The sequence below is a fragment of the Ensifer sp. Root954 genome, from assembly GCF_001429005.1.
GTDB lineage: Bacteria > Pseudomonadota > Alphaproteobacteria > Rhizobiales > Rhizobiaceae > Ensifer > Ensifer adhaerens.
In genome coordinates this window covers 684,570-707,575 of the sequence record NZ_LMJM01000023.1, presented here as the reverse complement: position 1 = coordinate 707,575, position 23,006 = coordinate 684,570, and the positions used below count along the sequence as shown (strand labels likewise).

The window sequence follows — 23,006 nt, the reverse complement described above, 5'->3', positions numbered from 1 at the left end:
CAATCAGCCGTCACACGTCATCCACTTGCGAGATGCGCAGGCTACCGGCAAGCATATTTCAGCCTGCTGAAGTAAAGGCGGCGCTAATACAAATGCGGTTGGCGGCGATTGTTAACATCGTCTGTTCAAGACATCGCGGCGCTGCCTGCAAATATGAGATTATACTCACTTTAATCGATTAGGGCTTTTGTAACATCTTGTTCGATAGGTTTGCCCCGGCTGCGTTTCAAGCGCGTCCAGGCACCGGAATGATTCCTGCTTCGGCTATCCGCTCCGTCATGACGATCAAGAGCCGGAATGACTTAATTCAAGTACAGTTTTACGGACGGCCGTCCTTCCGGGGGTACCATGTCACGGCTCAAGATTTCCCACACGCTTATTGCCCTTTTCCTCGTGGTCGCCGTTATCGTCTCGGTGCTTGCCGTTTCATCTCTCGGCGGCATCAAGATGATGAACGAGCGCAACAACGAGATCGCCACCACTTGGCTACCGCGCGTCTCGCTTTCCCGCGCGCTCGAAACGCAGCTTTCCGATACCCGCATGGCGTTTGCCCGCCATCTGATTTCCCTGACGCCGTTTGAAAAGAAGGCAGCGGAAAAGGTCATCGGTGAGACCGTCGCAGGCTTCAACAAGCTCGCCGACGAATATTCGAGCCTGATGGTCACCGATGCCGACAAGGCGGCGCTCGACAATGTCCGGACTGCCTATCAGGCCTATCTCTCCGTCGCCGAAGGCATGGTCAAGCTCTCCAACAACCTCGAGAACATGAAGGCGCAGAGCGTCTTCAAGGTCGAGATGCGCGAGACCGAAGGCAAGGTCGACGAGGCAATCAAGGAAATGCGGGCGCTGAACCTCGCCGGCGCGGATGCCGCCGTTGCCGCAAGCTCGGCCACGCATGACCAGATCCGCATGATCGAGATCGGCGTCATCGCCCTTGCCGCCGTCATCGTGCTCGGCGCCATCCTCTATGCCGTGCGCGGCATCGCTCGCCCGATCCAGATCATCACCCGCTCAATGGCACGCCTTGCCGAAGGTGACACCGACAGCAGCATCCCCTATGGCGCCCGCAAGGACGAAATCGGCGAGATGGCCCGTGCAGTCGAGGTCTTCCGCCAGGCGGCGATCGCCAATCAGCATCTCGAAGCCGACGCCCAGACACAGCGCGCCAAAGCGGAAGCCGAGCGTCTGCGCGTGACGGAAGAAGCGGAAGCAGCAGCCCAGCGCCGCCTTCAGGAAGCCACCGCCGGTCTTGCGAGCGGCCTGCGCCGCCTTGCTTCGGGCGATCTCGCCTTCCAGCTCAACGAACCCTTCTCGCCCGATTTCGAGCAGCTGCGTCACGACCTGAACCAGGCTGTCGCCCAGCTCGCCGACACGCTTGCCGCCGTCTCGTCAGCATCTGGCAGCATCGACAGCGGTGCCCGTGAAGTCAGCCAGAGCGCCGACGACCTGTCGCGCCGGACCGAGCAGCAGGCAGCGTCTCTGGAAGAAACGGCGGCAGCACTCGACCAGATCACGGTCAATGTCGGCAATTCGTCAAAGCGCACCCACGAGGCCCGCAGCGTTGCCGGCCAGGCCAACGAAAGCGCCCGCAAGTCCGGCGCGATCGTCTCGGGCGCGGTCGACGCCATGGGCCGCATCGAGCATTCGTCGAGCCAGATCTCCAACATCATCGGCGTGATCGACGAGATCGCTTTCCAGACCAACCTGCTGGCGCTCAACGCCGGCGTCGAAGCAGCGCGTGCCGGTGATGCCGGCAAGGGTTTCGCCGTCGTCGCCCAGGAAGTGCGAGAGCTTGCCCAGCGCTCGGCCAACGCGGCCAAGGAGATCAAGGATCTGATCCGCAACTCCGCCGTCGAAGTCGAAAGCGGCGTCCGTCTCGTGCGCGAAACCGGCGAGGCTCTGCGCACGATCGAAGGCTTCATCGTCACGATCAACCAGCATATGGACGCGATCGCCGTCTCGGCACAGGAACAGTCCGCCGGGCTCTCCGAGGTCAATACGGCCGTCAACCAGATGGACCAGGTCACCCAGCAGAACGCGGCGATGGTCGAGGAAGCCAATGCGGCAAGCGCGACGCTTGCCCAGGAAGCCGGCCGTCTGCGCGAACTGATCGCGCGCTTCACGCTCGCCGAGGCTGGCGGTCACGGCTACACCCAGTCGACCAACGGCGCGCGCTGGGCCGCCTAATCGCGATCGGAGGCGACGCGCAAGTCGTGTGACGCGCAAACGGTCGCCTGTCGCGAGAATTTCATGCCGCATCAAGTGAAACGGCCGCCAGAAATGGCGGCCGTTTCTTTGTCGGCGATGGAGTTACCGTGAAACGCCGGAGGTTTGTGTCGACAAATGCGGCAATTATAACTATCACTAATGTTACTGCCATTTCACATGGCACCTCATGAAATTCCAGCGACGATCATGAAGAAGACATTTGAAGTTTCCGATAGACTGTTCGAACTTTACCACCGGGTTCACCGGCTGGTGAACGAATCGATGACCGAGGAAGGCGTGTCGCTGGCGCGCAGCAAGTTCCTCTTCTTCCTCAGCAAGCTCGGCCCCTGTCGTTCGACCGACATCGCCTGCGCGCTGAACTTCGCGCCGCGCACCGTCACCGAAGCGATCGACGGCCTGGAGCGTGACCGCCTGGTCATGCGCAAGCCCGATCCTGAAGACCGGCGCGCCAAGATCGTCTCGATCACCGAAACGGGCCGCGTCGTACTGGAAGCCGCAGAGCATCCGCGCAAGCAGCTGCTCGAGGAGATCTTCTCGGCCCTCGACGACGAAGAACTCGACGCGCTCTTTGATATCGTCGGCAAACTGGTCGACCGGACGGACGAGATCCGCAAGCGCAAGGATGAGGCCGAAGAGGCAGCGCAGATCGCGATCGCCCGCTAGGAGCGCGTTCTCGCTCGTCGCAAATCACAAGTGCCGAAACAGAAAGAGGCCGGGACGTCATGTCCCGGCCTCTCCCGTTTTCTCCGGGCCGTAACGCTTACATCGCGTTGATGGCGCCAATGGAGAAGAACAGGGTTTCGCCAGAGGAGTCGTCGACGCCGTCATTGTCGGTGACGACATAGCCGTTGCCGGCGGCATCGACGGTGAAGCCTTCGACCTTGTCGACGACGTAGCCATTCAGCGCCTTCAGTTCCGGAATGAGATCACGAACCTCTTCCTTCTTGACGACGGGCAGTTCACCGCCAAGGGCAGCTGGCTTCAGTTCCGAGAGCGCAACGCGATAGATCTTCTTCAGCTTGGCAGCCTGACCGATCAGGTTGTCGCGCTCGATGACATAGGCATAGTCGCCGTGGACGGAAATTTCCGACAGACCAACCCAGCCGTCACCGGCCTTTTCGAGTGGGTAGCGCACGGCGCCCCATTCTTCGCTCTTCACGTTGTAGGAGACGAGCTTGACGAAGCCCTTCTCGTCATCCTTCCATTCGCGCTGAACCGCCATCCACAGCGTCTGCTCGTCGCCTTCGCCGACAACGGTGATGCCTTCGAAGCCAAAGCGGGTTTCGCCGGCACGCAGCTCTTCCGGCAGGGCGATTTCCTTCTTGATCTCGCCCTTCTTGTTCACGTGGAAGATGGCGTGGCTGTAGAGCTTGTCGGAGTTGCCTTCCGACGCGAGCCAGAAGCCCCCTTCCCCGTCATTGGCGATGCCTTCGATGTCGAGCTTCTGCGCCGGTGCGCCATCGCGGGTGATGGCGAGCGCTTCGGCGATCAGCGCCGGCTTCTGGGTGGCGTCGATGGTGAAGATCGTGGGCTGCGACGAGTAGACCGAATCGTTGACGGCGCGCAGGAAGCCGGGCTTGTCGGCGACGGCAGCGAGACCGGAGAGTGCGCCGAAGCCGATCGGCAGGCCATCCTTCTCGGCGGAGCGGATCTGCGGATAGACCGCTTCGCCCTCGGCACGCTCATAGATCATCACGTGCGAGCGCGCGCCGCCGTCCTCGACGAGATCGACTTCGTTTGCGGTCGCAAGGAGATTGCGCGCGGGGATCGCGACGGCGCCTTCCGGCGAGATGCCCGACGGCAGGAGCTGCAGCAGCTCAGGCTCGGCGCCCGTATCCTTGTAGACGCCGACGATCGAGGCACGCTCGGACAGAACGAAGAACAGGTTGTCGTCACCGAACTTCGCCGCTTCCAGGCCCTCGGGCTCAACGCCCTTGGCCGAAGAGCGCTTCTCCGGATAGTGGCCGATGGCGGCAATCGCATGCTCCAAGCTCGCGCCCGATTCGAAGAGCACCTTGCCGGTGGTGTCGAAGGTCGTGAAACCGCGCGAACCGCCTTCATAGTCGCCTTCGTTGGCAACAACGATGCGGTTGTCGTCGAGCCACTTCACCGCGTCGGGCTCGCGCTTGCGGCCCGGCTGCTCGTCCTTGAAGGCAATCGCGCCGTTGCGCTTGGTGTCGATGTTCTTGAGGTCGACCGTGCCGGCAGAGAAATGCGTCTTCACCGTTCCCGTCTTGCCGTCGATGATGACGATGTGGTTGTTCTCCTGCAGCGTCAGCGCGATCTCGTCCTTGCCGTTGAAGGAAACGAATTCCGGCTCCGGGTCTTCACCGGCGATTTCGGCAAGACCGGTCAGCGTCACGCGCTTCAGCGAACCGCAATCGGCAACACCATCCTTCAAAGACAAGATGACGAGGTCGCCGGCCGGCATCTGCGGGATCTTGCCGTCGTTCAGCTCTTCATCGCGCTCGTTCTCGATGGCGATGGCCGCCAGCGTGCGGTCCTTGTTGACGGCGATCGAATCCGGCTGGCCGCCGAGATCGCAGGTCGCATCGACTTTCTTCGAGGCCAGATCGACGATCGCAAGAAGCCCCGAAGGCTTGACGAAGCTTTCGCGCGTGTTGACCGCGACGAGTGCCTTTGCACCGGCGATGGTGACCGAGGTCGGCTCGCCGTCAAAAGAGACCGTGCCGGCTGCCTTCGGCGCCTTGGCATCGGTGATGTCGATCAGGCCGACGCGCTTGCCGGGGCTGTCGGAATAGACAAGCGTGTTGCCGTCTTCGCTGGCCGTGATGATTTCGGCAGATGTCAGCGCCTTGCGCGCATCGCCTTCCGGCAGGTTATCGGCAACAGCAAAGGATGCAATGCGGTTGAAGACGGGCTCGGCCGCCGCAGGAAATGCTGCGGATGCAAGAAGAACGGCCGCAAGCGCGGTCACGCGCGAAGTGATGGTCATGAAATCCCCCATGTGCGAACACTGAAAACATGGGGGTTCTGCGCGATGCCGATGACAGCCGAATGACAACGCTTGGGTTTTACACCGTTCCGGTTGCAGGCGCGGCGCGCTCGCGCCGCATCTCGTTGCGCATGATGAACAGCGAGGCGCCAAGGATCAGCACTGCGCCGACCCAAAGATATCCTGTCGGCGCGTAACCGAAGACCAGCCAGCCCGCAAAGACGTTAAGCGGCAGCTTCAGATCGTCGAAGGGCTGCACGTAGGCAGCGTCGGCAACAGTATAGGCGAGCGTCAGCAGATATTGTGCGACTACGGTCAGTATCCCGGCGAGCAGCAGGAAGCCGAGTGCTGTCCCATCCGGCATGGTGAAGCCGGCCGAAAGCGCGATGGCGCCGTTGATCGGCGTCAGAAGCACAAGCAGCCATACGGTGATCGTTTCGGGGCGCTCGAGACTTGTGAGGCTCTTGGTGATGAGCGACGAAGCGCCCCACAACAGCGCCGACAGGATCGGCAAAAGGGCGGCCCAGCTGAAGCTGTCCGACCACGGTTCGAGAATAATCATCGCCCCGGCGAAACCGACCGCGGTTGCGGCCCAACGCGCCGCGCCGACGCGTTCGCCGAGAAACAGGCGGGCGCCGAGGATGATGAAGAACGGCGAGGTCATGACCAGCGCGATCGCCTGCCAGATCGGCACGTGCGCCAGACCGGAGACCCAGGCCCCCACACCGAAGGCGGCCAACACCACGCGCGCGACGTGACGCCAGGGATAGTCGGTGCGCATGGCCGACAGCCCGACGCGTCGCAGAAACGGCAGTGAGAAGAGGAAGGCGAAGGCATATTGCCAGAACGCCATGGCGGTGGCTGGAAAACCGAGCTTCATCGTCAGCCATTGGGTGACGACATTGAGGCCGGCGAAAGCGATCCCGGCCAACACCATGAAGCCGGCTCCGGCCATGGCGCGCGAGGAGGAAAAGCCGAGGGAAGTCTGATTCATGTCATGCACCCTGAAAGCGGACCAAACACAAATCAGGACGCATGAGCGCACGGCACGACGCCGGGCATCCCTGCCCTTCGTGCCAGCGACCATTCTCTTTCATCCGGACTATGACCGTCGGCTCCGGAGTTGCACCGGATCTGCTGACCCTCTCCCCAAAAATCGAGGAAAGGCGCTCGCGGGCTTGGGCCACCTTCGCGCGTCTCCAAGACGCCGCGCTGTCATGCCCTTACCGCCGGTGGGGACTTTCACCCCGCCCTGAGAATGGGCAAGCCCTAGAGCAAATGACGGACACCCGCAAGGGCTGCCCCCAAAATGCGAAAGGGTCCGGCTTGCGCCGAACCCTCGAATACCTGGACTGCCGGCCTCGTGTCCGGCCGCCAAGCAAATCTCATCAGCCGTTGACGGCATCCTTCAGGCCCTTGCCGGCCGTGAACTTCGGCACGTTGCGTGCCGGGATGTCAACTTCCGCACCCGTGGACGGGTTACGGCCCTTCGAGGCTTCGCGGCGCGAAACCGAGAAGTTGCCGAAGCCGACCAGGCGAATGTCGCCGCCGTTCTTCAGCTCAGCCTGGATGGTCTCGAAAACTGCATCAACTGCAGAAGATGCGTCGGTCTTGGAAAGTCCGGCCTTCTCAGCAACGGCAGACACGAGCTCATTTTTGTTCATGTTTCCACCCCTTTCAGATTGGTTCGAAACGACTGTGTTTTAAGGCGCGGCGGCTTGCGCTTCGCCCGCGTCTTGCCTTTCCCAATTGCGCCTAATCCCTTGGAATGCAAGGCTTGCAGGGCGCTTTTACAACAAAAAAGACCGGCCAATGGCCGGTCTTCCCAATTTTTCTGCAAAATGAGCGCCGCGCGAGCCGGCTGCACCCATTTTCAAGCGCCCGTCAGTGGGCGACGGAGGAGCCTGCTTCGTCCTGCGAATCAACCGGTGCTACGGTTGCCGGCTCGTTTGCCGGGTCCCAATCGATCGGTTCCGGCATGCGCACCAGAGCGTGTTCGAGCACCTCGCCCACCCGCGAAACCGGGATGATTTCGAGCGCGTTCTTCACGTTGTCCGGGATCTCGGCGAGATCCTTGGCGTTCTCTTCCGGGATCAGCACCTTCTTGATGCCGCCCCGCAGCGCTGCCAGCAGCTTCTCCTTCAGACCGCCGATCGGCAGCACGCGGCCGCGCAGCGTGATCTCGCCGGTCATTGCGACATCCTTGGAGATCGGGATGCCGGTCATGATCGACACGATCGTGGTTGCCATCGCGACGCCGGCCGACGGGCCATCCTTCGGCGTCGCACCTTCCGGTACGTGCACGTGGATGTCACGCTTGTCGAACAGCGGCGGTTCGATGCCGAAGTCGATTGCGCGCGAGCGGACATAAGAAGCCGCCGCGGAAATCGATTCCTTCATCACGTCGCGCAGGTTGCCGGTGACGGTCATGCGGCCCTTGCCGGGCATCATGACGCCTTCGATCGTCAGAAGCTCGCCGCCGACCTCAGTCCATGCGAGACCGGTGACAACACCGATCTGATCGTCACGTTCGGCTTCGCCGTGGCGGAAGCGCGGAACGCCCAGATAGTCGTTGATGTTGGCAGCGTTCACTTCGACCTTCTTGGCCTTGCCCTTGATGATCTCGGTCACGGCCTTGCGGGCGAGCTTCATCAGCTCGCGTTCGAAGTTACGCACACCGGCTTCGCGGGTGTAGGTCTGGATGACCGCCATCAGCGCGCCGTCTGTGACCGAGAATTCCTTCGGCTGCAGCGCGTGGTCGCGGATCGCCTTCGGCAGCAGATGCCGCTTGGCGATTTCCAGCTTTTCCTCTTCCGTGTAGCCGGCGATGCGGATCACTTCCATGCGGTCCATCAACGGCGCCGGGATATTCAGCGTGTTGGCGGTGGTGATGAACATCACGTTGGACAGGTCGTATTCGACCTCCAGGTAGTGGTCCATGAAGGTCGAGTTCTGTTCCGGATCCAGCACCTCGAGCAGCGCCGACGACGGATCGCCGCGGAAGTCCTGGCCCATCTTGTCGATTTCGTCGAGCAGGAACAGCGGGTTGGACCGCTTCGCCTTCTTCATCGACTGAACGACCTTGCCCGGCATGGAGCCGATATAGGTGCGGCGGTGGCCACGGATCTCGGCTTCGTCACGAACGCCGCCCAGCGCCATGCGCACATATTCGCGGCCGGTCGCCTTGGCGATCGACTTGGCGAGCGAGGTCTTGCCGACGCCCGGAGGGCCGACGAGGCACAGGATGGGGCCCTTGATCTTGGTCGAACGCGCCTGCACGGCGAGATACTCGACGATGCGCTCCTTGACCTTGTCGAGGCCGAAATGATCGACGTTGAGCACTTCCTCGGCATGGTTCAGGTCGGTCTTGATCTTCGACTTCTTGCCCCAGGGCAGGCCGAGCAGCCAATCCAGGTAGTTGCGAACGACGGTGGCTTCCGCCGACATCGGGCTCATCTGTCGCAGCTTCTTCAGCTCTGCATCAGCCTTTTCGCGCGCTTCCTTGGAAAGCTTCGTCTTGGCGATACGCTCTTCGAGCTCGGCCATCTCGTCGCGGCCGTCCTCGCCGTCGCCGAGTTCCTTCTGGATCGCCTTCATCTGTTCGTTGAGGTAGTACTCGCGCTGGGTCTTCTCCATCTGGCGCTTGACGCGCGAGCGGATGCGCTTTTCCACCTGCAGGACGGAGATCTCGCCTTCCATGAAGCCGAGCGCCTTTTCCAGGCGCATCTTCACGCTGGTGGTCTCCAGCATTTCCTGCTTTTCGACGATCTTGATCGACAGGTGCGAAGCGACCGTGTCGGCCAGCTTCGAATAGTCCTCGATCTGGCTGGCAACGCCGACGACCTCGGGAGAGATCTTCTTGTTGAGCTTTACGTAGCTTTCGAATTCGGAGACGACCGAGCGGCTGAGCGCCTCGATCTCGACCGGATCTTCCTCCGGCTCGCTCAGGCTATGCGCCGCAGCCTCATAGAATTCCTCGCGCGGCGTGTAGCCGTCGATTTTGGCGCGCGCGCGGCCCTCGACCAGTACCTTGACGGTGCCGTCGGGCAGCTTCAACAGTTGCAGAACGTTGGCGATGGTACCGACTTCGTAGATCGCGGACGGTTCCGGATCGTCGTCGGTGGCGTTGATCTGGGTGGCAAGCATGATCTGCTTGTCGGTGCCCATGACTTCCTCAAGCGCACGGATCGATTTTTCGCGGCCGACGAAAAGCGGCACGATCATATGCGGGAAGACTACGATGTCGCGGAGCGGCAGGACCGGGTAGGTCGCGCTTTCAGTCGCCGGTGACGTTTTGTTCGTCATGTCATTTCCTTTCCGTCCCGATTTCGGGCCCGTATCCGGGAGCCCTACAGGCACTCCCGGCTGTCATATTTTCCACATGAAAGTGGAGTGCGACCGCGTCCATTTCAAGGCTCGACGCAGACATCCACAAACAGTGGCCGGGTCCTTCTGACTACGCATCAATGCTGTTGCGGACCTTGCGACGGACTACAAGCTCATGGACCGCAACCATTAAGGTCCTTCATTGAATCGTCACATCATTGCGTTGTTTGCGGCACTTTAGCAACAATCGAATTGTGAAATCTGCGCCCCGGCGCAGGTGTCTCAACAGCTAAGTGTGAACACATGAAGCAGACATGAAAAAGCCCGCACGAGGCGGGCTTCTCAGAGGGTAATTCAGGACGCTCAGGCCGAAACGTTGGTCTTTTCGTCCGACCGTTCCGAGTAGATGTAGAGCGGCCGGGCAGCGCCCTTGACCACCTCGTCCGAGATGACCACTTCGCGCACGCCTTCGAGCGTCGGCAGCTCGAACATGGTGTCGAGCAGGATCTTCTCCATGATGGAGCGAAGGCCACGGGCACCGGTCTTGCGCACGATCGCCCGACGCGCGATCTCGCGAAGCGCGTCCTCGTGGAAGGTCAGTTCGACGTCTTCCATCTCGAACAGGCGCTGGTACTGCTTGATCAGAGCGTTCTTCGGCTCGGACAGGATCTGGATCAGCGCATCTTCATCGAGATCTTCGAGCGTCGCCAGAACCGGCAGACGACCGATGAATTCCGGGATCAGGCCGAACTTGACGAGATCTTCCGGCTCCAGTTCACGCAGAACTTCGCCGACACGGCGATCTTCCGGCGAGCGGACCGTTGCGCCGAAACCGATCGAGGTCTTCTCACCACGGGCGGAGATGATCTTGTCGAGGCCGGCAAAGGCACCGCCGCAGATGAACAGGATGTTGGTCGTATCCACCTGCAGGAATTCCTGCTGCGGATGCTTGCGGCCGCCCTGCGGCGGTACCGAGGCAACCGTGCCTTCCATGATCTTCAGAAGCGCCTGCTGCACGCCCTCGCCCGATACGTCGCGGGTTATCGACGGGTTGTCGGACTTGCGCGAAATCTTGTCGACTTCGTCGATGTAGACGATGCCGCGCTGGGCGCGCTCGACGTTGTAGTCGGCAGCCTGAAGCAGCTTCAGGATAATGTTCTCGACGTCTTCACCGACATAACCGGCTTCGGTCAGCGTCGTTGCGTCGGCCATGGTGAACGGCACGTCGATGATGCGGGCGAGCGTCTGGGCGAGATAGGTCTTGCCGCAGCCGGTCGGGCCGACCAGCATGATGTTCGACTTCGCAAGCTCGACGTCGCTTCCCTTGGCGGCGTGCGCCAGGCGCTTGTAATGGTTGTGAACGGCGACCGACAGGATGCGCTTCGCCTGCTGCTGGCCGATGACGTATTCGTCCAGAACCTTGATGATTTCCTGAGGGGTCGGAACACCGTCGCGGGACTTGACCATCGAGGTCTTGTTCTCTTCGCGAATGATATCCATGCACAGTTCGACGCATTCATCGCAGATGAACACGGTCGGTCCGGCAATCAGTTTTCGGACTTCGTGCTGGCTCTTGCCGCAGAACGAACAATAAAGTGTATTCTTCGAGTCACCGCCGTTGCTTCCGCTGACCTTGCTCATTTCCACTTCCTTCCAGCACGCCGGACACTTTCAAGATAAGTATCGCGGACCACTCAATTTGCCCTGAGCCTCAACCTCAAACAGGGCTTCCGGGAGTACTCACCGCCCCAGGCGTAAACGCCCGACGCAGCCGCAACGACTCTCCCAACTCCGAACGAACACTACGCTGACAGATTCCAACATAGCATTAATGGTTCATATTACCGGCTTTACCCTGTCGATAAAGCCCTTGAGCCATTACAATTGTGTCACAATTACATCTATCCCGACACAAATGCGCGTTATCAGGCCTGCTCGCCGCCCTCGATCTCTTCGCGCGAGGTCAGAACCTTGTCGACAAGGCCCCAGCTCAGAGCTTCGTCCGCATTCATGAAATGATCGCGATCGAGCGTCTGCTCAACCTCTTCATAGGTCCGTCCGCAGTGCTTGACGTAGACCTCGTTGAGGCGGCGCTTCATCTTCAGGATGTCCTTGGCGTGGCGCTCGATATCCGAGGCCTGGCCCTGGAAACCGCCCGAGGGCTGGTGAACCATGATGCGCGCGTTCGGCGTGGCGAAACGCATGTCCTTGTGGCCGGCGGCCAGGAGCAGCGAACCCATCGAGGCGGCCTGACCGACGCAGAGCGTCGAAACGGCCGGCTTGATGAACTGCATCGTGTCGTAGATCGCCATGCCCGACGTGACGACGCCGCCCGGCGAATTGATGTAGAGCGCGATTTCCTTCTTCGGGTTTTCTGCTTCAAGGAAAAGAAGCTGGGCGCAGACGAGCGTTGCCATCTGGTCTTCGACCGGGCCGGTCACGAAGATGATGCGCTCCTTCAGAAGGCGCGAAAAGATATCGTAGGAACGTTCACCGCGGTTGGTCTGTTCAACAACCATCGGCACCAGTGCCAGGGCGGTATCAACGGGATTTCTCATATCGAACCTTCATCAATCGGGTTCGCAAAACCTTTGCGAACCGGGAATCACGGGATTTACCTTCTGCTCCTACATAGAGTGTCAACACCCTTCACTTCAAGTCGCGAAGCTTCGATAAGCTTAATCGAAGGTCCGCTTTGCTTCGAAGTTCGGCCGTCCTCCACACATGGTTGGCGATAGAACATTTTTCCATCGATATCCTCGGTTGAGGCCATGGACGCAAACTCTGCACACAGGCTTCGGTGATATCGGTAAACGAAGGGGAATTCCGCGAACCTGGGCGCTGTTCACAGCTGCGACTCGATCGGCAGCACACGGATTACCCCGGCGATCATGCGCCTTGCCAGGCTCGCGTCCGGCTCGTGGCGCACCAGCCGCTCGGAGCCATTGGCGCGATCACGCCAGACAAGACGCGATCCTTCGATGTCGACCCGGTAGCTGATCGACGGCGAAGTTTCCTCCTCGAACATGGAAGCCAGTTCGCCGGCGAGTGCCACATCCTGAAAGACGACGCCCATTTCCGTGTTGAGTGAAGCGGAGCGCGGATCGAAGTTCATCGAGCCGACAAAACCGTTCAGGCCATCGACCACGAACGCCTTGCTGTGCAGGCTCGCGTTGCGGCGTCCGAACAATGTCATGCGGTGTCCCTCGGCGACATCGCCCTGCTCCTTCAACTCGAAGAGCGCGACGCCGGCCCGGATGAGCTTCCGGCGATATTTGACATAACCGCCGTGAACGGCGGCAACGTCGGTCGCTGCAAGCGAATTGGTCAGGACCGCCACGCGAGCGCCGCGCGAAACAATGGCGGCGAGCTCCCGCGTGCCCGCAACGCCGGGAATGAAATAGGGCGAGATTATCCGCAAGTCCCGCGTGGCTGCCTCGATCAGCGGAAAGAGTTCGCGCAGCAGCCAGTTCTGGCGCCGCTGCATCAGCGCCTTTTCCGGCGGATCGGATGCCAGACGGATCTCGGAACTCCAGTGAAGCCGCCGTGTGCCTTGGTAGATCTCCGCCTCTTCAACCGCCTTGTCGACGCGCTCGAGATAGAACCGGCCTGCCGGCGTGCGCACCAATCCTTCGACGGCATCGCGCAGTGCCGGCAGATACTGCTTGCGCGGCGTGCGCAGCGCCGCGATCGGGAGCACGGATGTGCTGTTCCAGTAGCGGTCGAACATGGCAGATGCCTGCTCCAGCACGGGTCCGACCATCCAGACATCGAGATCACGGAAATTGGAGAGCTCGGCGGCATCGAAATAGGCGTCTCCGATGTTGCGGCCGCCGGCTATCGCAACGCGGCCGTCGGCTACCCAGAGCTTGTTGTGCATGCGGCGCGTGGCGCTGAAGGCGCGGATCGCCATTTCGAAGCCGCGGCGAAAGCGATCGGTGCGCGCCCGGCTCGGATTGAAGAGCCGTACGTCGATATGGGGATGGGCGTCGAGCGCGATGCACATTCGGTCATGGATGCCCGCATTGATGTCGTCGAGCAGCAGCCGGACGCGCACGCCACGGTCCGCGGCGGCCAGGATCTCGCGGGCGAGAAGAAGACCGGTCAGGTCGCCCTTCCAGTAGTAGTACTGCAGGTCGAGGCTGCGTCCGGCGCGCCGTGCTGCGTGCGCTCTGACCACCAGGGCCTCGATATTATCGGAAACAAGCGCCACCCCATTGGCACCCGCCTGCCCCGCAACGAGCGGCGCCACATATCGGTCGAGCTCCGTGCCGGCATCGGCCAGCGGGAGTGCACTTGACGGCGGCCCGTGCGGGCGGCGGCCGAACCGGCCGTAGACATAGAGAACCGTCGCCACAACCAGTCCGAGGATGGCGGCAACGGTGAACAGGATAGAGGATCCCATCGAAAACTCGCCCGTGCCTTTAGGCCGCCCCCGTACGCCCGGCTTCGACCCGTCGGCCGTCTCTTTGTTCCGGCTGCGCCGCCTTCAGGTCGATCGAGGCCTTTACCGGCAGATGATCCGAGGCGATCCGCGCCAACGGCGAATCGTGCACGGCGACCGACGTCACCAGGCTATGCGGGTTTCCGAGCACACGGTCGAGCGGCAACAGGGGAAAGCGTGAGGGAAAACTGGCGACCGTCGCGTGGGACGGATCGAATACCGGGCTGAGGAAGGACAGCGATGAACGCCGCCCCATCCGCCATTCATTAAGGTCGCCGATGAGCAGCGTCGGCCGCCCGTTCGCGTCGGACGCTGCCTCGAGGATCGCCTCGGCCTGCTGGGCACGCGAATGCCGCAGAAGTCCGAGATGGGCGGCGATGATGCGCAGCGGCCCCACTTTCAGATCGAGATCGACGACCAGCGCACCGCGCGGTTCCACGCCGGGCAGCTTGAGCTGCCGCACGTCGGAAACGGCGCCCTCACGCAGCAGCAGGACATTGCCGTGCCAGCCATGACCCTTGGTCGAAAAGCCGGAAATCGGCACCGAAACAAGGTGTGCCTCGCGGCGCAAATGCTCGAGATCGAGCAGACCGGCACGCTCACCGAACCGCTGGTCGGCCTCCTGAAGCGCGACGATATCTGCGCCCAACTCACCGATGACATTGGCGGTACGACCGGGGTCGAAGCGCCCGTCGGTGCCGACGCATTTGTGAATGTTGTAGGAGGCGATTACGATATCGCCACGGCTGACCGCGGCTTCGCGATGAACGACGGTGGGGCGTCTCTTGCGGATCGCAGCGACGATCCCCGCCGATAGACTGGACTGGTTTTTTCCCATGCCGCTCCCTGCTTGCTGGCCGCATCATGCGCAAATAGGTCGCCTGGTGCCACAGAAAAAGGGAGGAAAGCGGAAGTTTGTTCCCCGCGGATAGCACGCCTGGAGATACGGACGCCGGCAGCAAACGCGCGCTACCGGCGCCCCTTCCCGCGCTTTCGTTCAATCGGCCGGCCCTGCAAACAGGATCAGATTTCCGTCGGGATCGAGCACGATAAACGTCCGTGCGCCCCAGGGTTCCGTGCGCAACGTTTGGTGAAAAAAGACCCCGGCCGACTGGTAGCTCAGGAACAATTGCTTGATGTCATTGGCGGTATCGAGGGCGATGGAGGCGGAAAGCAGGTGCTCGCGCTGCCGGATGTCGCCGACGAAGACGGGTTCGCAGACGAGACGCAGAGCGAGCCGAGCATTGTCCCGGATCACCTGCCCATAGAAGGGCGGATCGCCGTAGACGAAATCGACCGCAAAGCCGAGCTTCTCTGTGAAGAAGTCGCACGCGGCGCTGATATCGGCAACGAACAACTGCGCGGCTGTCGATTGCAGCACCGGCTGGGGTGTGGCGGGTTTGGATTGCATGGTCATTGCCAGGGCTCCTGATTTGAGCGCCTGCCAACTGTCGAACCCCGATTGACGCGCGATCAGTTCTTGCGCGTCGGCGAGCTTGAACTCCGACTTGAGAATGGTCTCGTCGTCAAGATCGCGGAAGCGCGGCAAGGCAGCCCTGATCTCGGCTGCGACCGGATAGTATTGGTCGCGATGCCATCTGAGGTATTGCTTCGCCTGTTTCTTCAGGTTTTCAAGGTTTGGCATGGGCGCAACTACGGTCTGTGTTCCGTAGGCGGGCGTTGCCCTTTCAGCCCTCTGCCGATGCGCCCTACGCAGCCAGCAGAGATTGGCCGCCATGGCACGTGCTGTCAACGCCCTCATGGCCGCGGGTGCCGATATCCGCCCTTGCCGGCCGAACCGCGGTTCCCTTAGACATAGGGACCATTGAAGTCCGCGAAGAGCCGCTGCCATGCCTGCCATTTCCATCGACCGCACGCTGAGGCGCGTTTCCATCGACGCGCGGGATCCAGCCTTCTACCGTGATCCGCTCGCAGCCTATGCCGAGATCCATGCGCAGTGCCCGGCCTTCTTCTGGGAGGAACGTCAGCAATGGTATTTCGCCGGCTACGACCTGGTGAACGCGCTTTTGCGCGACCGACGCTTCGGCCGGCAGATACTGCATGTGGCGACACGCGACGAACTCGGCCTGCCGCTGCCGAAGCCGCATCTGAAGGATTTCGACGCGCTCGAAGAGCATTCGCTGCTGGAACTCGAACCACCGGCGCACACGCGGCTGCGCACGCTCGTCAACCGGGCCTTCGTCTCGCGGCAGATCGAACAGCTGCGGCCGGACATCGAGCAACTGTCGCATGCCCTCATCGACAGCTTTGCCGATGACGGCGAGGTCGAACTGCTGAAAAGCTTTGCCGAAACGCTTCCCGTGACGATCATCGCCCGCATGCTCGGCATTCCCGTCGAAGCGGCGCCCGATCTGCTCGACTGGTCGCATCGCATGGTTCGGATGTATGTCTTCAACCCGAGCTACGAGACCGAACTCGACGCTAATCAAGCCTCCGCAGATTTTGCCGACTATCTGCGCGGCATCATCACCGAGAAGCGCCGCACCCCCGCAGACGACCTGCTGACGCACATGATTACCTCGGAAAAGGATGGCGAGCGGCTGTCGGAGGCGGAGCTGGTCTCGACCACCGCCCTCCTCCTCAATGCAGGTCACGAGGCGACCGTGCACCAGATCGGCAACGCGGTGAAGACGATCCTGCAATCCGGACTTCCGGCGAAAGACCTCTTTGCCACGGAGAGGGCAACCGCGCTGGCGGTGGAGGAGTGTCTGCGCTTTGCGGCACCGCTGCATATTTTCCAGCGTTATGCGCTCTCGGATATCGAACTCGATGAAGGCGTCAATCTGCGAAAGGGCGACAAGATCGGCCTGCTGCTCGGAGCGGCGAATGTGGACCCGAAGAAGTTCACCGGACCGAACGCGTTCCGGCCGACGCGCGACGAAGGCGCCAATGTCTCTTTCGGAGCGGGCCTGCATTTCTGTATCGGCGCGCCGCTTGCCCGGCTGGAGCTCAATCTGGCGCTGCCGATCCTCTTTCAGCGCCTGCCGAACATGCGGCTGAAAAACGAGCCCGAGGTCAAGGACGCGTTCCATTTTCACGGCCTGGAACGCCTCGACGTCGTCTGGTGACGAGCACCGAAGACTGATCTCCGGTGCTCGAGCGATCACAGACGGATGACATAGTCCTTGCGGGTCGTCTCCACGACCTCCCAGGTGCCCTCAAAGCCGGGCCGCAGGATCATGCTGTCGCCGGCGCGCAGATGCGCCGCTTCGCCGCCATCCTGCGTGACGATCGAATAGCCTGAGAGGATGTGGAAGTATTCCCACTCCTCGTAGACGATCCGCCATTTGCCGGGCGTCGATTCCCAGACCCCGGCATAGAGACCGCCTTCGGCCTCCTCAAGGTTCCAGGTCTTGAACTGCGGCGCGCCTGAGATGAGCCGGTCGGCCGCCGGCGTACCGATTTCCGCCTCGACGGTGGACAGGTCAAACTTCTGCATATTCGTCATCTTGGCACCCTTGCGAAGGGCGCGCTGACGCGCCCTTCGCGGCTAGTGTTTCAAAGCTTTGCCAACGACTGTTCGAGATCGGCGATGATGTCCGAGACATCCTCAATGCCGACCGACAGGCGCACGACGTCAGGGCCGGCACCGGCCGCCACCTGCTGCTCGGGCGTCAGCTGGCGGTGCGTGGTCGAGGCTGGGTGAATGACGAGCGAGCGCGTGTCGCCAATATTGGCGAGGTGCGAGAACATTTCCAGCCCCTCGACGAAACGCTTGCCCGCCTCGTAGCCACCCTTGAGCCCGAAGGTGAAGACGGCACCGGCGCCCTTCGGCGAATAGCGCTGCTGCAGGGCGTGGTTCGGGTCGTCCTCCAGCCCGGCATAGTTGACCCAGGAAATCTTGTCGTGCGTCTTCAGCCACTTGGCGACCGCAAGTGCGTTGTCGCAATGGCGCTGCATGCGCAGCGGCAGCGTTTCAGAGCCGGTCACCAGCATGAAGGCATTGAACGGCGAGATCGCCGGACCGAAGTCGCGCAGGCCGAGGACGCGCGCGGCGATGGCGAAGGCGATGTTACCGAAGGTCTGATGCAGCACGACGCCGGCATACTCCGGACGCGGTTCGGACAGCATCGGATACTTGCCGGACTTCGACCAGTCGAAGGTACCGCCATCGACGATGACGCCGCCCATGGAGTTGCCGTGGCCGCCGATGAACTTCGTCAGCGAATGCACGACGATATCGGCGCCATGCTCCAGCGGCCGCAACAGGTAAGGTGTGGCCATGGTGTTGTCGACGATCAGCGGCAGGTCGTGCTTGCGGGCAACCTCGGCGATGGCGGCAATATCGACGAAGGTGCCGCCGGGATTGGCGAGGCTCTCGATGAAGATCGCCTTGGTGCGCCGATCGATCTTCGCCTCGATGGAAGCCGGATCGGCAGGGTCGGCCCAGCGGACCTGCCAGTCGAAGGACTTGAAGGCGTGGCCGAACTGGTTGACCGAGCCGCCATAAAGCCGGTTGGCGGCAATGAAATTGTCGCCCGGGCTCATGATCGTGTGGAAGACGAGGAGCTGTGCGGCGTGGCCGGAGGCGACGGCGAGCGCCGCCGTGCCGCCTTCGAGCGCGGCAATACGCTCTTCGAGCACTGCCTGCGTCGGGTTCATGATGCGGGTATAGATGTTGCCGAACTGCTGGAGACCGAAGAGTGCCGCCGCATGGTCGGTGTCGTTGAAGACGAAGCTCGTCGTCTGGTAGATCGGCGTCGCCCGTGCACCCGTGGTCGGGTCAGGTTGCGCCCCCGCATGGATTGCGAGCGTATTGAAACCAGGATTGTCTTTCGTCATTTCGTCCCTCCCGTGACCAGAGCGCGGCCGCCAACCGGCACGCCGGAGACGCTCTATCACCTTGAATCTACGCGTGAACCGCTATCGAACCTGCGCAGTTGCACGCGCAAGCCGCGGCACTATTCCAGAGCCTTCGCATGCGGTCAAAGAGGATTTTTCAAGAACTGACGGTTGTATGGTCCGCCGGCGATGTGCCGCCCGAGATCAGCCGATCAGGCGTGGGTACTCGATCGCCGGACAGCGGTCCATGACCACCTTGATGCCGGCGGCTTCCGCTTTCGCCGCAGCGCCGTCATGGCGCACGGAGAGCTGGCCCCAGATCGCCTGCGGCAGCGTCTCCAACGCGAGAATCTCGTCGACGAGCGCCGGCACGGCGTCGGCAGCGCGGAAGACGTCGACCATATCGATCGGCTCCTTGATATCGGCGAGCCGCCCGACCACGGCCTGGCCCTGGATGCTCTTGCCGACATGCCCGGGATTGATCGGGATTACCCGGTAGCCCTTGCGCAGCAGAAACGCCATGACCCGATGGCTCGGACGCTCAGGATTGGGCGAAGCGCCGACAAGGGCGATCGTCTTGGTCTCGCGCAGGATGTCTGCGAGATAATAGTCCGGGTAAGCGTCGTGGTTCATCTGCAGCTTCGGATCCGTTCGTGTTAAACGGTCGTATAATGATGGCGAGGCCGGCCAAGTCAACCGTGCGGCCCGCTCGTCCCCCGCCAAAGATTGCCGCTTCCGCAAGACTTTCCGGTTGCTTTTGCGCCCGTGCGGCGCGACAAGCGTCTCAACGCCCGCTACACCGTTTCCGAGGTTTCAATCTTGCCGCTTGATGTCATTGCGCTCGTCCTGTTCGGGGCGTTGTTGCACGCGACCTGGAATGCGTTGGTCAAGGCGGGAACGGAAAAGTCGCTCGACGCTGCGATGATCGCGCTCGGGGCCGCAGCCGTCGCCATCCCCTTCCTGCCGTTCATGCCGTTGCCCAAACCGGAAGCGTGGCCATACATCCTGGTTTCGGCACTGTTCCAGTTCGCCTATTTCCAGCTCGTCGCCGCATCCTATCGCGCCGGCGACATCGGCCTTGTCTATCCGCTGATGCGCGGAGCGGCGCCGTTGATCGTCGCGATGACCAGTGGGGCGTTGATCGGCGAAAAGCTCACCTTCGGAACGATGATCGGTATCCTAACGATCTCTGCCGGGGTGCTGACGCTCGCCTTCGAGTCGCGCAAGGGCGGCAAGAACGCGATCGTGCTTGCGCTGCTCAATGCCTGCGTCATCGCAAGTTACACCTTTGTCGACGGCATCGGCGCGCGCGTCTCGGGCAATGCGATCTCCTACACGCTGTGGATGGCGCTGCTGCCGCCGGTTCTGCTTTTCACCTGGGCCTTTGCCCGGCGCGGCATCAAGCCGGTCGCCCGCCACGTCTACAAGAACTGGTGGCGGGGCCTCATCGGCGGCGCCGGCTCGATCGGCGCCTATGGCCTGGCGCTCTGGGCGATGACCAAGGCGCCGGTTGCAACCGTCGCGGCACTCCGCGAGACCTCGATCCTCTTTGCCGTGGTGATCTCGGTCGTGTTCCTCAAGGAACCGGTCAGCGTCTGGCGCATCGCAGCGGCCTGCGTCATCGCGCTCGGCGCCCTGCTCCTGAAGCTCGCCTGAGCGTCAGTCTTCCTTCCATTCCGGCATGCGCTTGCCGAGGAATGCGCCGATACCGTCCTCGGCATCGCGCGCGAGCATGTTCTCGGCCATGACGCCGACGGCATAATCGTAGGCCTCTGGCAGGTCCATCTCCGCCTGGCGATAGAAGGCCTCCTTGCCGATCTTCAGCGCCTGTGGCGACTTCGAGGCAATGACTGCCGCGTATTTGTCGACCACCTGGCGCAGGTACTGCTGCGGTACGATGCGGTTGACGAGACCGAAATCCTTGGCGGTCGAAGCGTCGATGGTCTCGCCGGTGAGCAGCATTTCCATCGCCTGCTTGCGATGTGCCGCACGCGTGAGCGCGACCATCGGCGTCGAGCAGAAGAGGCCGATATTGACACCGGGCGTGCAGAAGGTGGAGCTGTCGGTGCAGATCGCGAGGTCACAGCTTGCGACGAGCTGGCAGCCAGCTGCCGTTGCCAAACCATCGATCTCGGCGATGACGGCCTGCGGCAGCCGGGTGATTTTCAGCATGAGATCGCCGCAGAGGCGGATCGTCCGTTCGAAGAAGGCCCTGCCCCGGTCGTCGTCTTCGCGGTGCGCAGTCATTTCTTTCAGATCGTGACCGGCGGAAAACAGCTTGCCCGTGGCGGCGAGCACGACGACCCTGATGTCCTTGGAGGTGGCGACCGCATCGAACTCGGCGTGCAGCGCCTCCATCATGGCGATCGACAGCACGTTGGCCGGCGGGTTGTTGAGTGTCAACCGCAAGACGGGCCCAGACTGTTCACGCAGCAGCAGGCCGTTCGGCTCTTCCTTCTTGAACGACACGACGTCGGCCATCTTCTTCTCCTGAAACTTGAATTTGGTTGGTGGTACGCCGGCCACGCGTGCCGTGCAAGCCGACAGGCACACCCCCGTGACGCATTCCGCCTACGACCATTTTCCGCCTTGCGTCCGGCCACCAGCCGGTTTCAGGTGACGGACAGACATGTTGAAGGATAGAATGCATGACCATCGAGCCGATCATGACCGTCGACGACCTCAACCGATTTCTCGACACGGATTTCCCGCAGGTCCATACCGACGGCAAGGTCTTCCATGTCACGGCTGTTGGACCCGGCTTTGCCACCATGCGGCTCGACCCGAACGAACGGCATATCCGGCCAGGCGGCACGGTTTCCGGCCCTACCCTTTTCGCGCTCGCGGACGTCTCGGCCTATGTCGCATTGATCGCCCATATCGGACCGGTTGCGCTTGCCGTCACCACCAATCTCAACATCAACTTCCTGCGCAAGCCCGAGCCGGAACCGCTCGAATGCACCTGCCGCATCCTCAAACTCGGCAAGCGGCTCGCCGTTCTCGACGCGTCGATCGTCAAGGTTGGCGACGACGACCTCGTTGCGCATGCCACAGCGACCTATTCGATTCCGCCGCGATAATTTGTGGTATCAAAATACCATACATATAACATATTGTTTTTGCTTATCTTTATTTCCATGCCGCAGATTTCGCGTTCTTGACGCTTGTTTCGCACTTGCGTATAAGCTGCCGCAGATCGCGGTCCTCTGAGGGCCGCTTTCTCTTTTGCCCGGGAAACCGGACAAAACCAAGCAACAAGAAACGCCCAGCGGTTCGCCGCTCGGGTCCAAAGAAAGATTTTGATATGGCAACCTTCGTTCAGAAGCCTGCAGAGGTGGAGAAGAAGTGGATCATCATCGACGCCGAAGGCCTCGTTGTTGGTCGCCTCGCTTCCCTCATCGCAAACCGCCTGCGCGGCAAGCACAAAGCTACCTTCACCCCGCATGTTGACGACGGCGACAACGTCATCGTCATCAACGCCGAGAAGGCAGTTCTGACGGGCAAGAAGTACACCGACAAGAAGTACTACTGGCACACCGGCTACCCCGGCGGCATCAAGGAGCGCACCGCGCGCCAGATCATCGAAGGCCGCTTCCCGGAGCGCGTCATCGAGAAGGCCGTCGAGCGCATGGTTCCGCGCGGTCCGCTCGGCCGTCGCCAGATGAAGAACCTGCGCGTATACGCAGGCGCCAACCACCCGCATGAAGCACAGCAGCCGGCCGTCCTCGACGTCGCCAAGCTGAACAGCAAGAACACAAGGAGCGCCTGATAATGGCTGACCTTTCCGCTCTCAAGGAAATCGCCACGACCGCGGAACCGGCTGCTCCGGTTCACGTCAAGAAGGTCGACGCCCAGGGTCGCTCCTACGCGACCGGCAAGCGTAAGGACGCTGTCGCCCGCGTATGGGTCAAGCCGGGCACCGGCAAGATCACCATCAACGGCAAGCCCTACGCGGCTTACTTCGCCCGTCCGGTTCTGCAGATGATCCTGCAGCAGCCGATCGTCGCTGCTGCCCGTGACGGCCAGTTCGACATCGACGCGACCGTTGCTGGCGGTGGTCTTTCCGGCCAGGCCGGTGCCGTTCGTCACGGCATCTCCAAGGCACTCACCTACTTCGAACCGGGCCTGCGCTCGGTCCTGAAGCGCGGTGGCTTCCTCACCCGCGACAGCCGCGTGGTCGAGCGTAAGAAGTACGGCCGTGCGAAGGCACGTCGTTCGTTCCAGTTCTCGAAGCGTTAATCGCTTCAA

General features: G+C 61.7%; 20 protein-coding genes and 1 riboswitch. Of the genes, 7 read left to right on the top strand and 13 right to left on the bottom strand.

Features of this window, described 5'->3' with window-relative positions; genetic code table 11:
- The first annotated feature begins 348 nt into the window (after positions 1-348).
- Positions 349-2,187, top strand: coding sequence for a methyl-accepting chemotaxis protein (locus ASE71_RS17455; protein ID WP_060522190.1), 1,839 nt, complete (start codon positions 349-351; stop codon positions 2,185-2,187).
- Positions 2,188-2,415: 228 nt separating this feature from the next.
- Positions 2,416-2,892, top strand: coding sequence for a MarR family winged helix-turn-helix transcriptional regulator (locus ASE71_RS17450; protein WP_034803611.1), 477 nt, complete (start codon positions 2,416-2,418; stop codon positions 2,890-2,892).
- Between the two features lie 97 nt (positions 2,893-2,989).
- Here ASE71_RS17450 and ASE71_RS17445 read toward each other — a convergent pair whose 3' ends face one another.
- From ASE71_RS17445 to ASE71_RS17405, 9 genes are all read right to left on the bottom strand, one after another.
- Positions 2,990-5,197: an esterase-like activity of phytase family protein gene (locus ASE71_RS17445; RefSeq protein WP_162251927.1), complete on the bottom strand. Its 2,208-nt coding sequence runs from the start codon at positions 5,195-5,197 to the stop codon at positions 2,990-2,992.
- A 67-nt stretch (positions 5,198-5,264) separates the two neighbouring features.
- On the bottom strand, positions 5,265-6,179 hold the full coding sequence (locus tag ASE71_RS17440) for a DMT family transporter (protein WP_060522189.1): 915 nt from the start codon (positions 6,177-6,179) through the stop codon (positions 5,265-5,267).
- 87 nt (positions 6,180-6,266) lie between these two features.
- Positions 6,267-6,449, bottom strand: a riboswitch (FMN riboswitch).
- Between the two features lie 124 nt (positions 6,450-6,573).
- Complete coding sequence (hupB, locus tag ASE71_RS17435; protein WP_034803616.1) at positions 6,574-6,849, bottom strand: DNA-binding protein HupB; 276 nt, start codon at positions 6,847-6,849, stop codon at positions 6,574-6,576.
- Positions 6,850-7,069: 220 nt separating this feature from the next.
- Entirely contained in the window at positions 7,070-9,490 is a 2,421-nt protein-coding gene (gene lon / locus ASE71_RS17430) for an endopeptidase La (RefSeq protein ID WP_060522188.1), read from the bottom strand.
- Positions 9,491-9,874: 384 nt separating this feature from the next.
- Complete coding sequence (clpX, locus tag ASE71_RS17425) at positions 9,875-11,152, bottom strand: ATP-dependent Clp protease ATP-binding subunit ClpX (protein ID WP_034803621.1); 1,278 nt, start codon at positions 11,150-11,152, stop codon at positions 9,875-9,877.
- 284 nt (positions 11,153-11,436) lie between these two features.
- Positions 11,437-12,069 (bottom strand): ATP-dependent Clp protease proteolytic subunit, encoded by a 633-nt coding sequence (locus ASE71_RS17420; RefSeq protein ID WP_034803630.1) that lies wholly within the window; start codon positions 12,067-12,069, stop codon positions 11,437-11,439.
- A 287-nt stretch (positions 12,070-12,356) separates the two neighbouring features.
- The gene (locus ASE71_RS17415; protein WP_060522187.1) at positions 12,357-13,916 is read right to left on the bottom strand and encodes a phospholipase D family protein; all 1,560 of its coding nucleotides are present in this window, start codon (positions 13,914-13,916) and stop codon (positions 12,357-12,359) included.
- Positions 13,917-13,935: 19 nt separating this feature from the next.
- Positions 13,936-14,793 (bottom strand): endonuclease/exonuclease/phosphatase family protein, encoded by an 858-nt coding sequence (locus tag ASE71_RS17410; protein ID WP_034803635.1) that lies wholly within the window; start codon positions 14,791-14,793, stop codon positions 13,936-13,938.
- A 159-nt stretch (positions 14,794-14,952) separates the two neighbouring features.
- Positions 14,953-15,600, bottom strand: coding sequence for a VOC family protein (locus ASE71_RS17405; protein ID WP_060522186.1), 648 nt, complete (start codon positions 15,598-15,600; stop codon positions 14,953-14,955).
- A 205-nt stretch (positions 15,601-15,805) separates the two neighbouring features.
- On the opposite strand from ASE71_RS17405, the gene ASE71_RS17400 reads away from it, so the two are divergent.
- The gene (locus ASE71_RS17400; protein WP_060522185.1) at positions 15,806-17,044 is read left to right on the top strand and encodes a cytochrome P450; all 1,239 of its coding nucleotides are present in this window, start codon (positions 15,806-15,808) and stop codon (positions 17,042-17,044) included.
- Between the two features lie 35 nt (positions 17,045-17,079).
- On the opposite strand, the gene ASE71_RS17395 is transcribed toward ASE71_RS17400, so the two are convergent.
- The 3 genes from ASE71_RS17395 to ASE71_RS17385 form a co-directional block, all read right to left on the bottom strand.
- Positions 17,080-17,424 (bottom strand): cupin domain-containing protein, encoded by a 345-nt coding sequence (locus tag ASE71_RS17395; protein ID WP_060522184.1) that lies wholly within the window; start codon positions 17,422-17,424, stop codon positions 17,080-17,082.
- 50 nt (positions 17,425-17,474) lie between these two features.
- Complete coding sequence (locus ASE71_RS17390) at positions 17,475-18,758, bottom strand: O-acetylhomoserine aminocarboxypropyltransferase (protein WP_034803656.1); 1,284 nt, start codon at positions 18,756-18,758, stop codon at positions 17,475-17,477.
- 204 nt (positions 18,759-18,962) lie between these two features.
- The gene (locus tag ASE71_RS17385; RefSeq protein ID WP_060522183.1) at positions 18,963-19,391 is read right to left on the bottom strand and encodes a CoA-binding protein; all 429 of its coding nucleotides are present in this window, start codon (positions 19,389-19,391) and stop codon (positions 18,963-18,965) included.
- Positions 19,392-19,577: 186 nt separating this feature from the next.
- Here ASE71_RS17385 and ASE71_RS17380 point away from each other — a divergent pair, with 186 nt between their 5' ends.
- A complete protein-coding gene (locus ASE71_RS17380) occupies positions 19,578-20,414 on the top strand; it encodes a DMT family transporter (RefSeq protein ID WP_034804240.1) in 837 nt (278 codons plus the stop codon).
- A 3-nt stretch (positions 20,415-20,417) separates the two neighbouring features.
- Here ASE71_RS17380 and ASE71_RS17375 read toward each other — a convergent pair whose 3' ends face one another.
- Entirely contained in the window at positions 20,418-21,239 is an 822-nt protein-coding gene (locus ASE71_RS17375) for an enoyl-CoA hydratase (protein ID WP_060522182.1), read from the bottom strand.
- A gap of 167 nt (positions 21,240-21,406) precedes the next feature.
- On the opposite strand from ASE71_RS17375, the gene ASE71_RS17370 reads away from it, so the two are divergent.
- From ASE71_RS17370 to rpsI, 3 genes are all read left to right on the top strand, one after another.
- Positions 21,407-21,838, top strand: coding sequence for a PaaI family thioesterase (locus ASE71_RS17370; protein ID WP_034803663.1), 432 nt, complete (start codon positions 21,407-21,409; stop codon positions 21,836-21,838).
- A gap of 224 nt (positions 21,839-22,062) precedes the next feature.
- A complete protein-coding gene (gene rplM, locus ASE71_RS17365) occupies positions 22,063-22,527 on the top strand; it encodes a 50S ribosomal protein L13 (RefSeq protein ID WP_057252379.1) in 465 nt (154 codons plus the stop codon).
- 2 nt (positions 22,528-22,529) lie between these two features.
- Positions 22,530-22,997 (top strand): 30S ribosomal protein S9, encoded by a 468-nt coding sequence (gene rpsI, locus ASE71_RS17360; protein WP_034803667.1) that lies wholly within the window; start codon positions 22,530-22,532, stop codon positions 22,995-22,997.
- The last annotated feature ends 9 nt before the right edge of the window (positions 22,998-23,006 follow it).

Excerpts from the sequence above, each read along its gene's own strand:
- ASE71_RS17420 (WP_034803630.1), bottom strand. The coding sequence starts at position 12,069 with ATGAGAAATCCCGTTGATACCGCCCTGGCACTGGTGCCGATGGTTGTT.
- rplM (WP_057252379.1), top strand. The coding sequence starts at position 22,063 with ATGGCAACCTTCGTTCAGAAGCCTGCAGAGGTGGAGAAGAAGTGGATC.
- ASE71_RS17400 (WP_060522185.1), top strand. The coding sequence starts at position 15,806 with ATGCCTGCCATTTCCATCGACCGCACGCTGAGGCGCGTTTCCATCGAC.
- ASE71_RS17395 (WP_060522184.1), bottom strand. The coding sequence starts at position 17,424 with ATGACGAATATGCAGAAGTTTGACCTGTCCACCGTCGAGGCGGAAATC.
- ASE71_RS17375 (WP_060522182.1), bottom strand. The coding sequence starts at position 21,239 with ATGGCCGACGTCGTGTCGTTCAAGAAGGAAGAGCCGAACGGCCTGCTG.
- ASE71_RS17445 (WP_162251927.1), bottom strand. The coding sequence starts at position 5,197 with ATGGGGGATTTCATGACCATCACTTCGCGCGTGACCGCGCTTGCGGCC.
- lon (WP_060522188.1), bottom strand. The coding sequence starts at position 9,490 with ATGACGAACAAAACGTCACCGGCGACTGAAAGCGCGACCTACCCGGTC.
- ASE71_RS17455 (WP_060522190.1), top strand. The coding sequence starts at position 349 with ATGTCACGGCTCAAGATTTCCCACACGCTTATTGCCCTTTTCCTCGTG.
- ASE71_RS17415 (WP_060522187.1), bottom strand. The coding sequence starts at position 13,916 with ATGGGATCCTCTATCCTGTTCACCGTTGCCGCCATCCTCGGACTGGTT.
- ASE71_RS17410 (WP_034803635.1), bottom strand. The coding sequence starts at position 14,793 with ATGGGAAAAAACCAGTCCAGTCTATCGGCGGGGATCGTCGCTGCGATC.
- rpsI (WP_034803667.1), top strand. The coding sequence starts at position 22,530 with ATGGCTGACCTTTCCGCTCTCAAGGAAATCGCCACGACCGCGGAACCG.
- ASE71_RS17390 (WP_034803656.1), bottom strand. The coding sequence starts at position 18,758 with ATGACGAAAGACAATCCTGGTTTCAATACGCTCGCAATCCATGCGGGG.
- hupB (WP_034803616.1), bottom strand. The coding sequence starts at position 6,849 with ATGAACAAAAATGAGCTCGTGTCTGCCGTTGCTGAGAAGGCCGGACTT.
- ASE71_RS17405 (WP_060522186.1), bottom strand. The coding sequence starts at position 15,600 with ATGCCAAACCTTGAAAACCTGAAGAAACAGGCGAAGCAATACCTCAGA.
- ASE71_RS17440 (WP_060522189.1), bottom strand. The coding sequence starts at position 6,179 with ATGAATCAGACTTCCCTCGGCTTTTCCTCCTCGCGCGCCATGGCCGGA.
- ASE71_RS17450 (WP_034803611.1), top strand. The coding sequence starts at position 2,416 with ATGAAGAAGACATTTGAAGTTTCCGATAGACTGTTCGAACTTTACCAC.
- ASE71_RS17385 (WP_060522183.1), bottom strand. The coding sequence starts at position 19,391 with ATGAACCACGACGCTTACCCGGACTATTATCTCGCAGACATCCTGCGC.
- ASE71_RS17370 (WP_034803663.1), top strand. The coding sequence starts at position 21,407 with ATGACCATCGAGCCGATCATGACCGTCGACGACCTCAACCGATTTCTC.
- clpX (WP_034803621.1), bottom strand. The coding sequence starts at position 11,152 with ATGAGCAAGGTCAGCGGAAGCAACGGCGGTGACTCGAAGAATACACTT.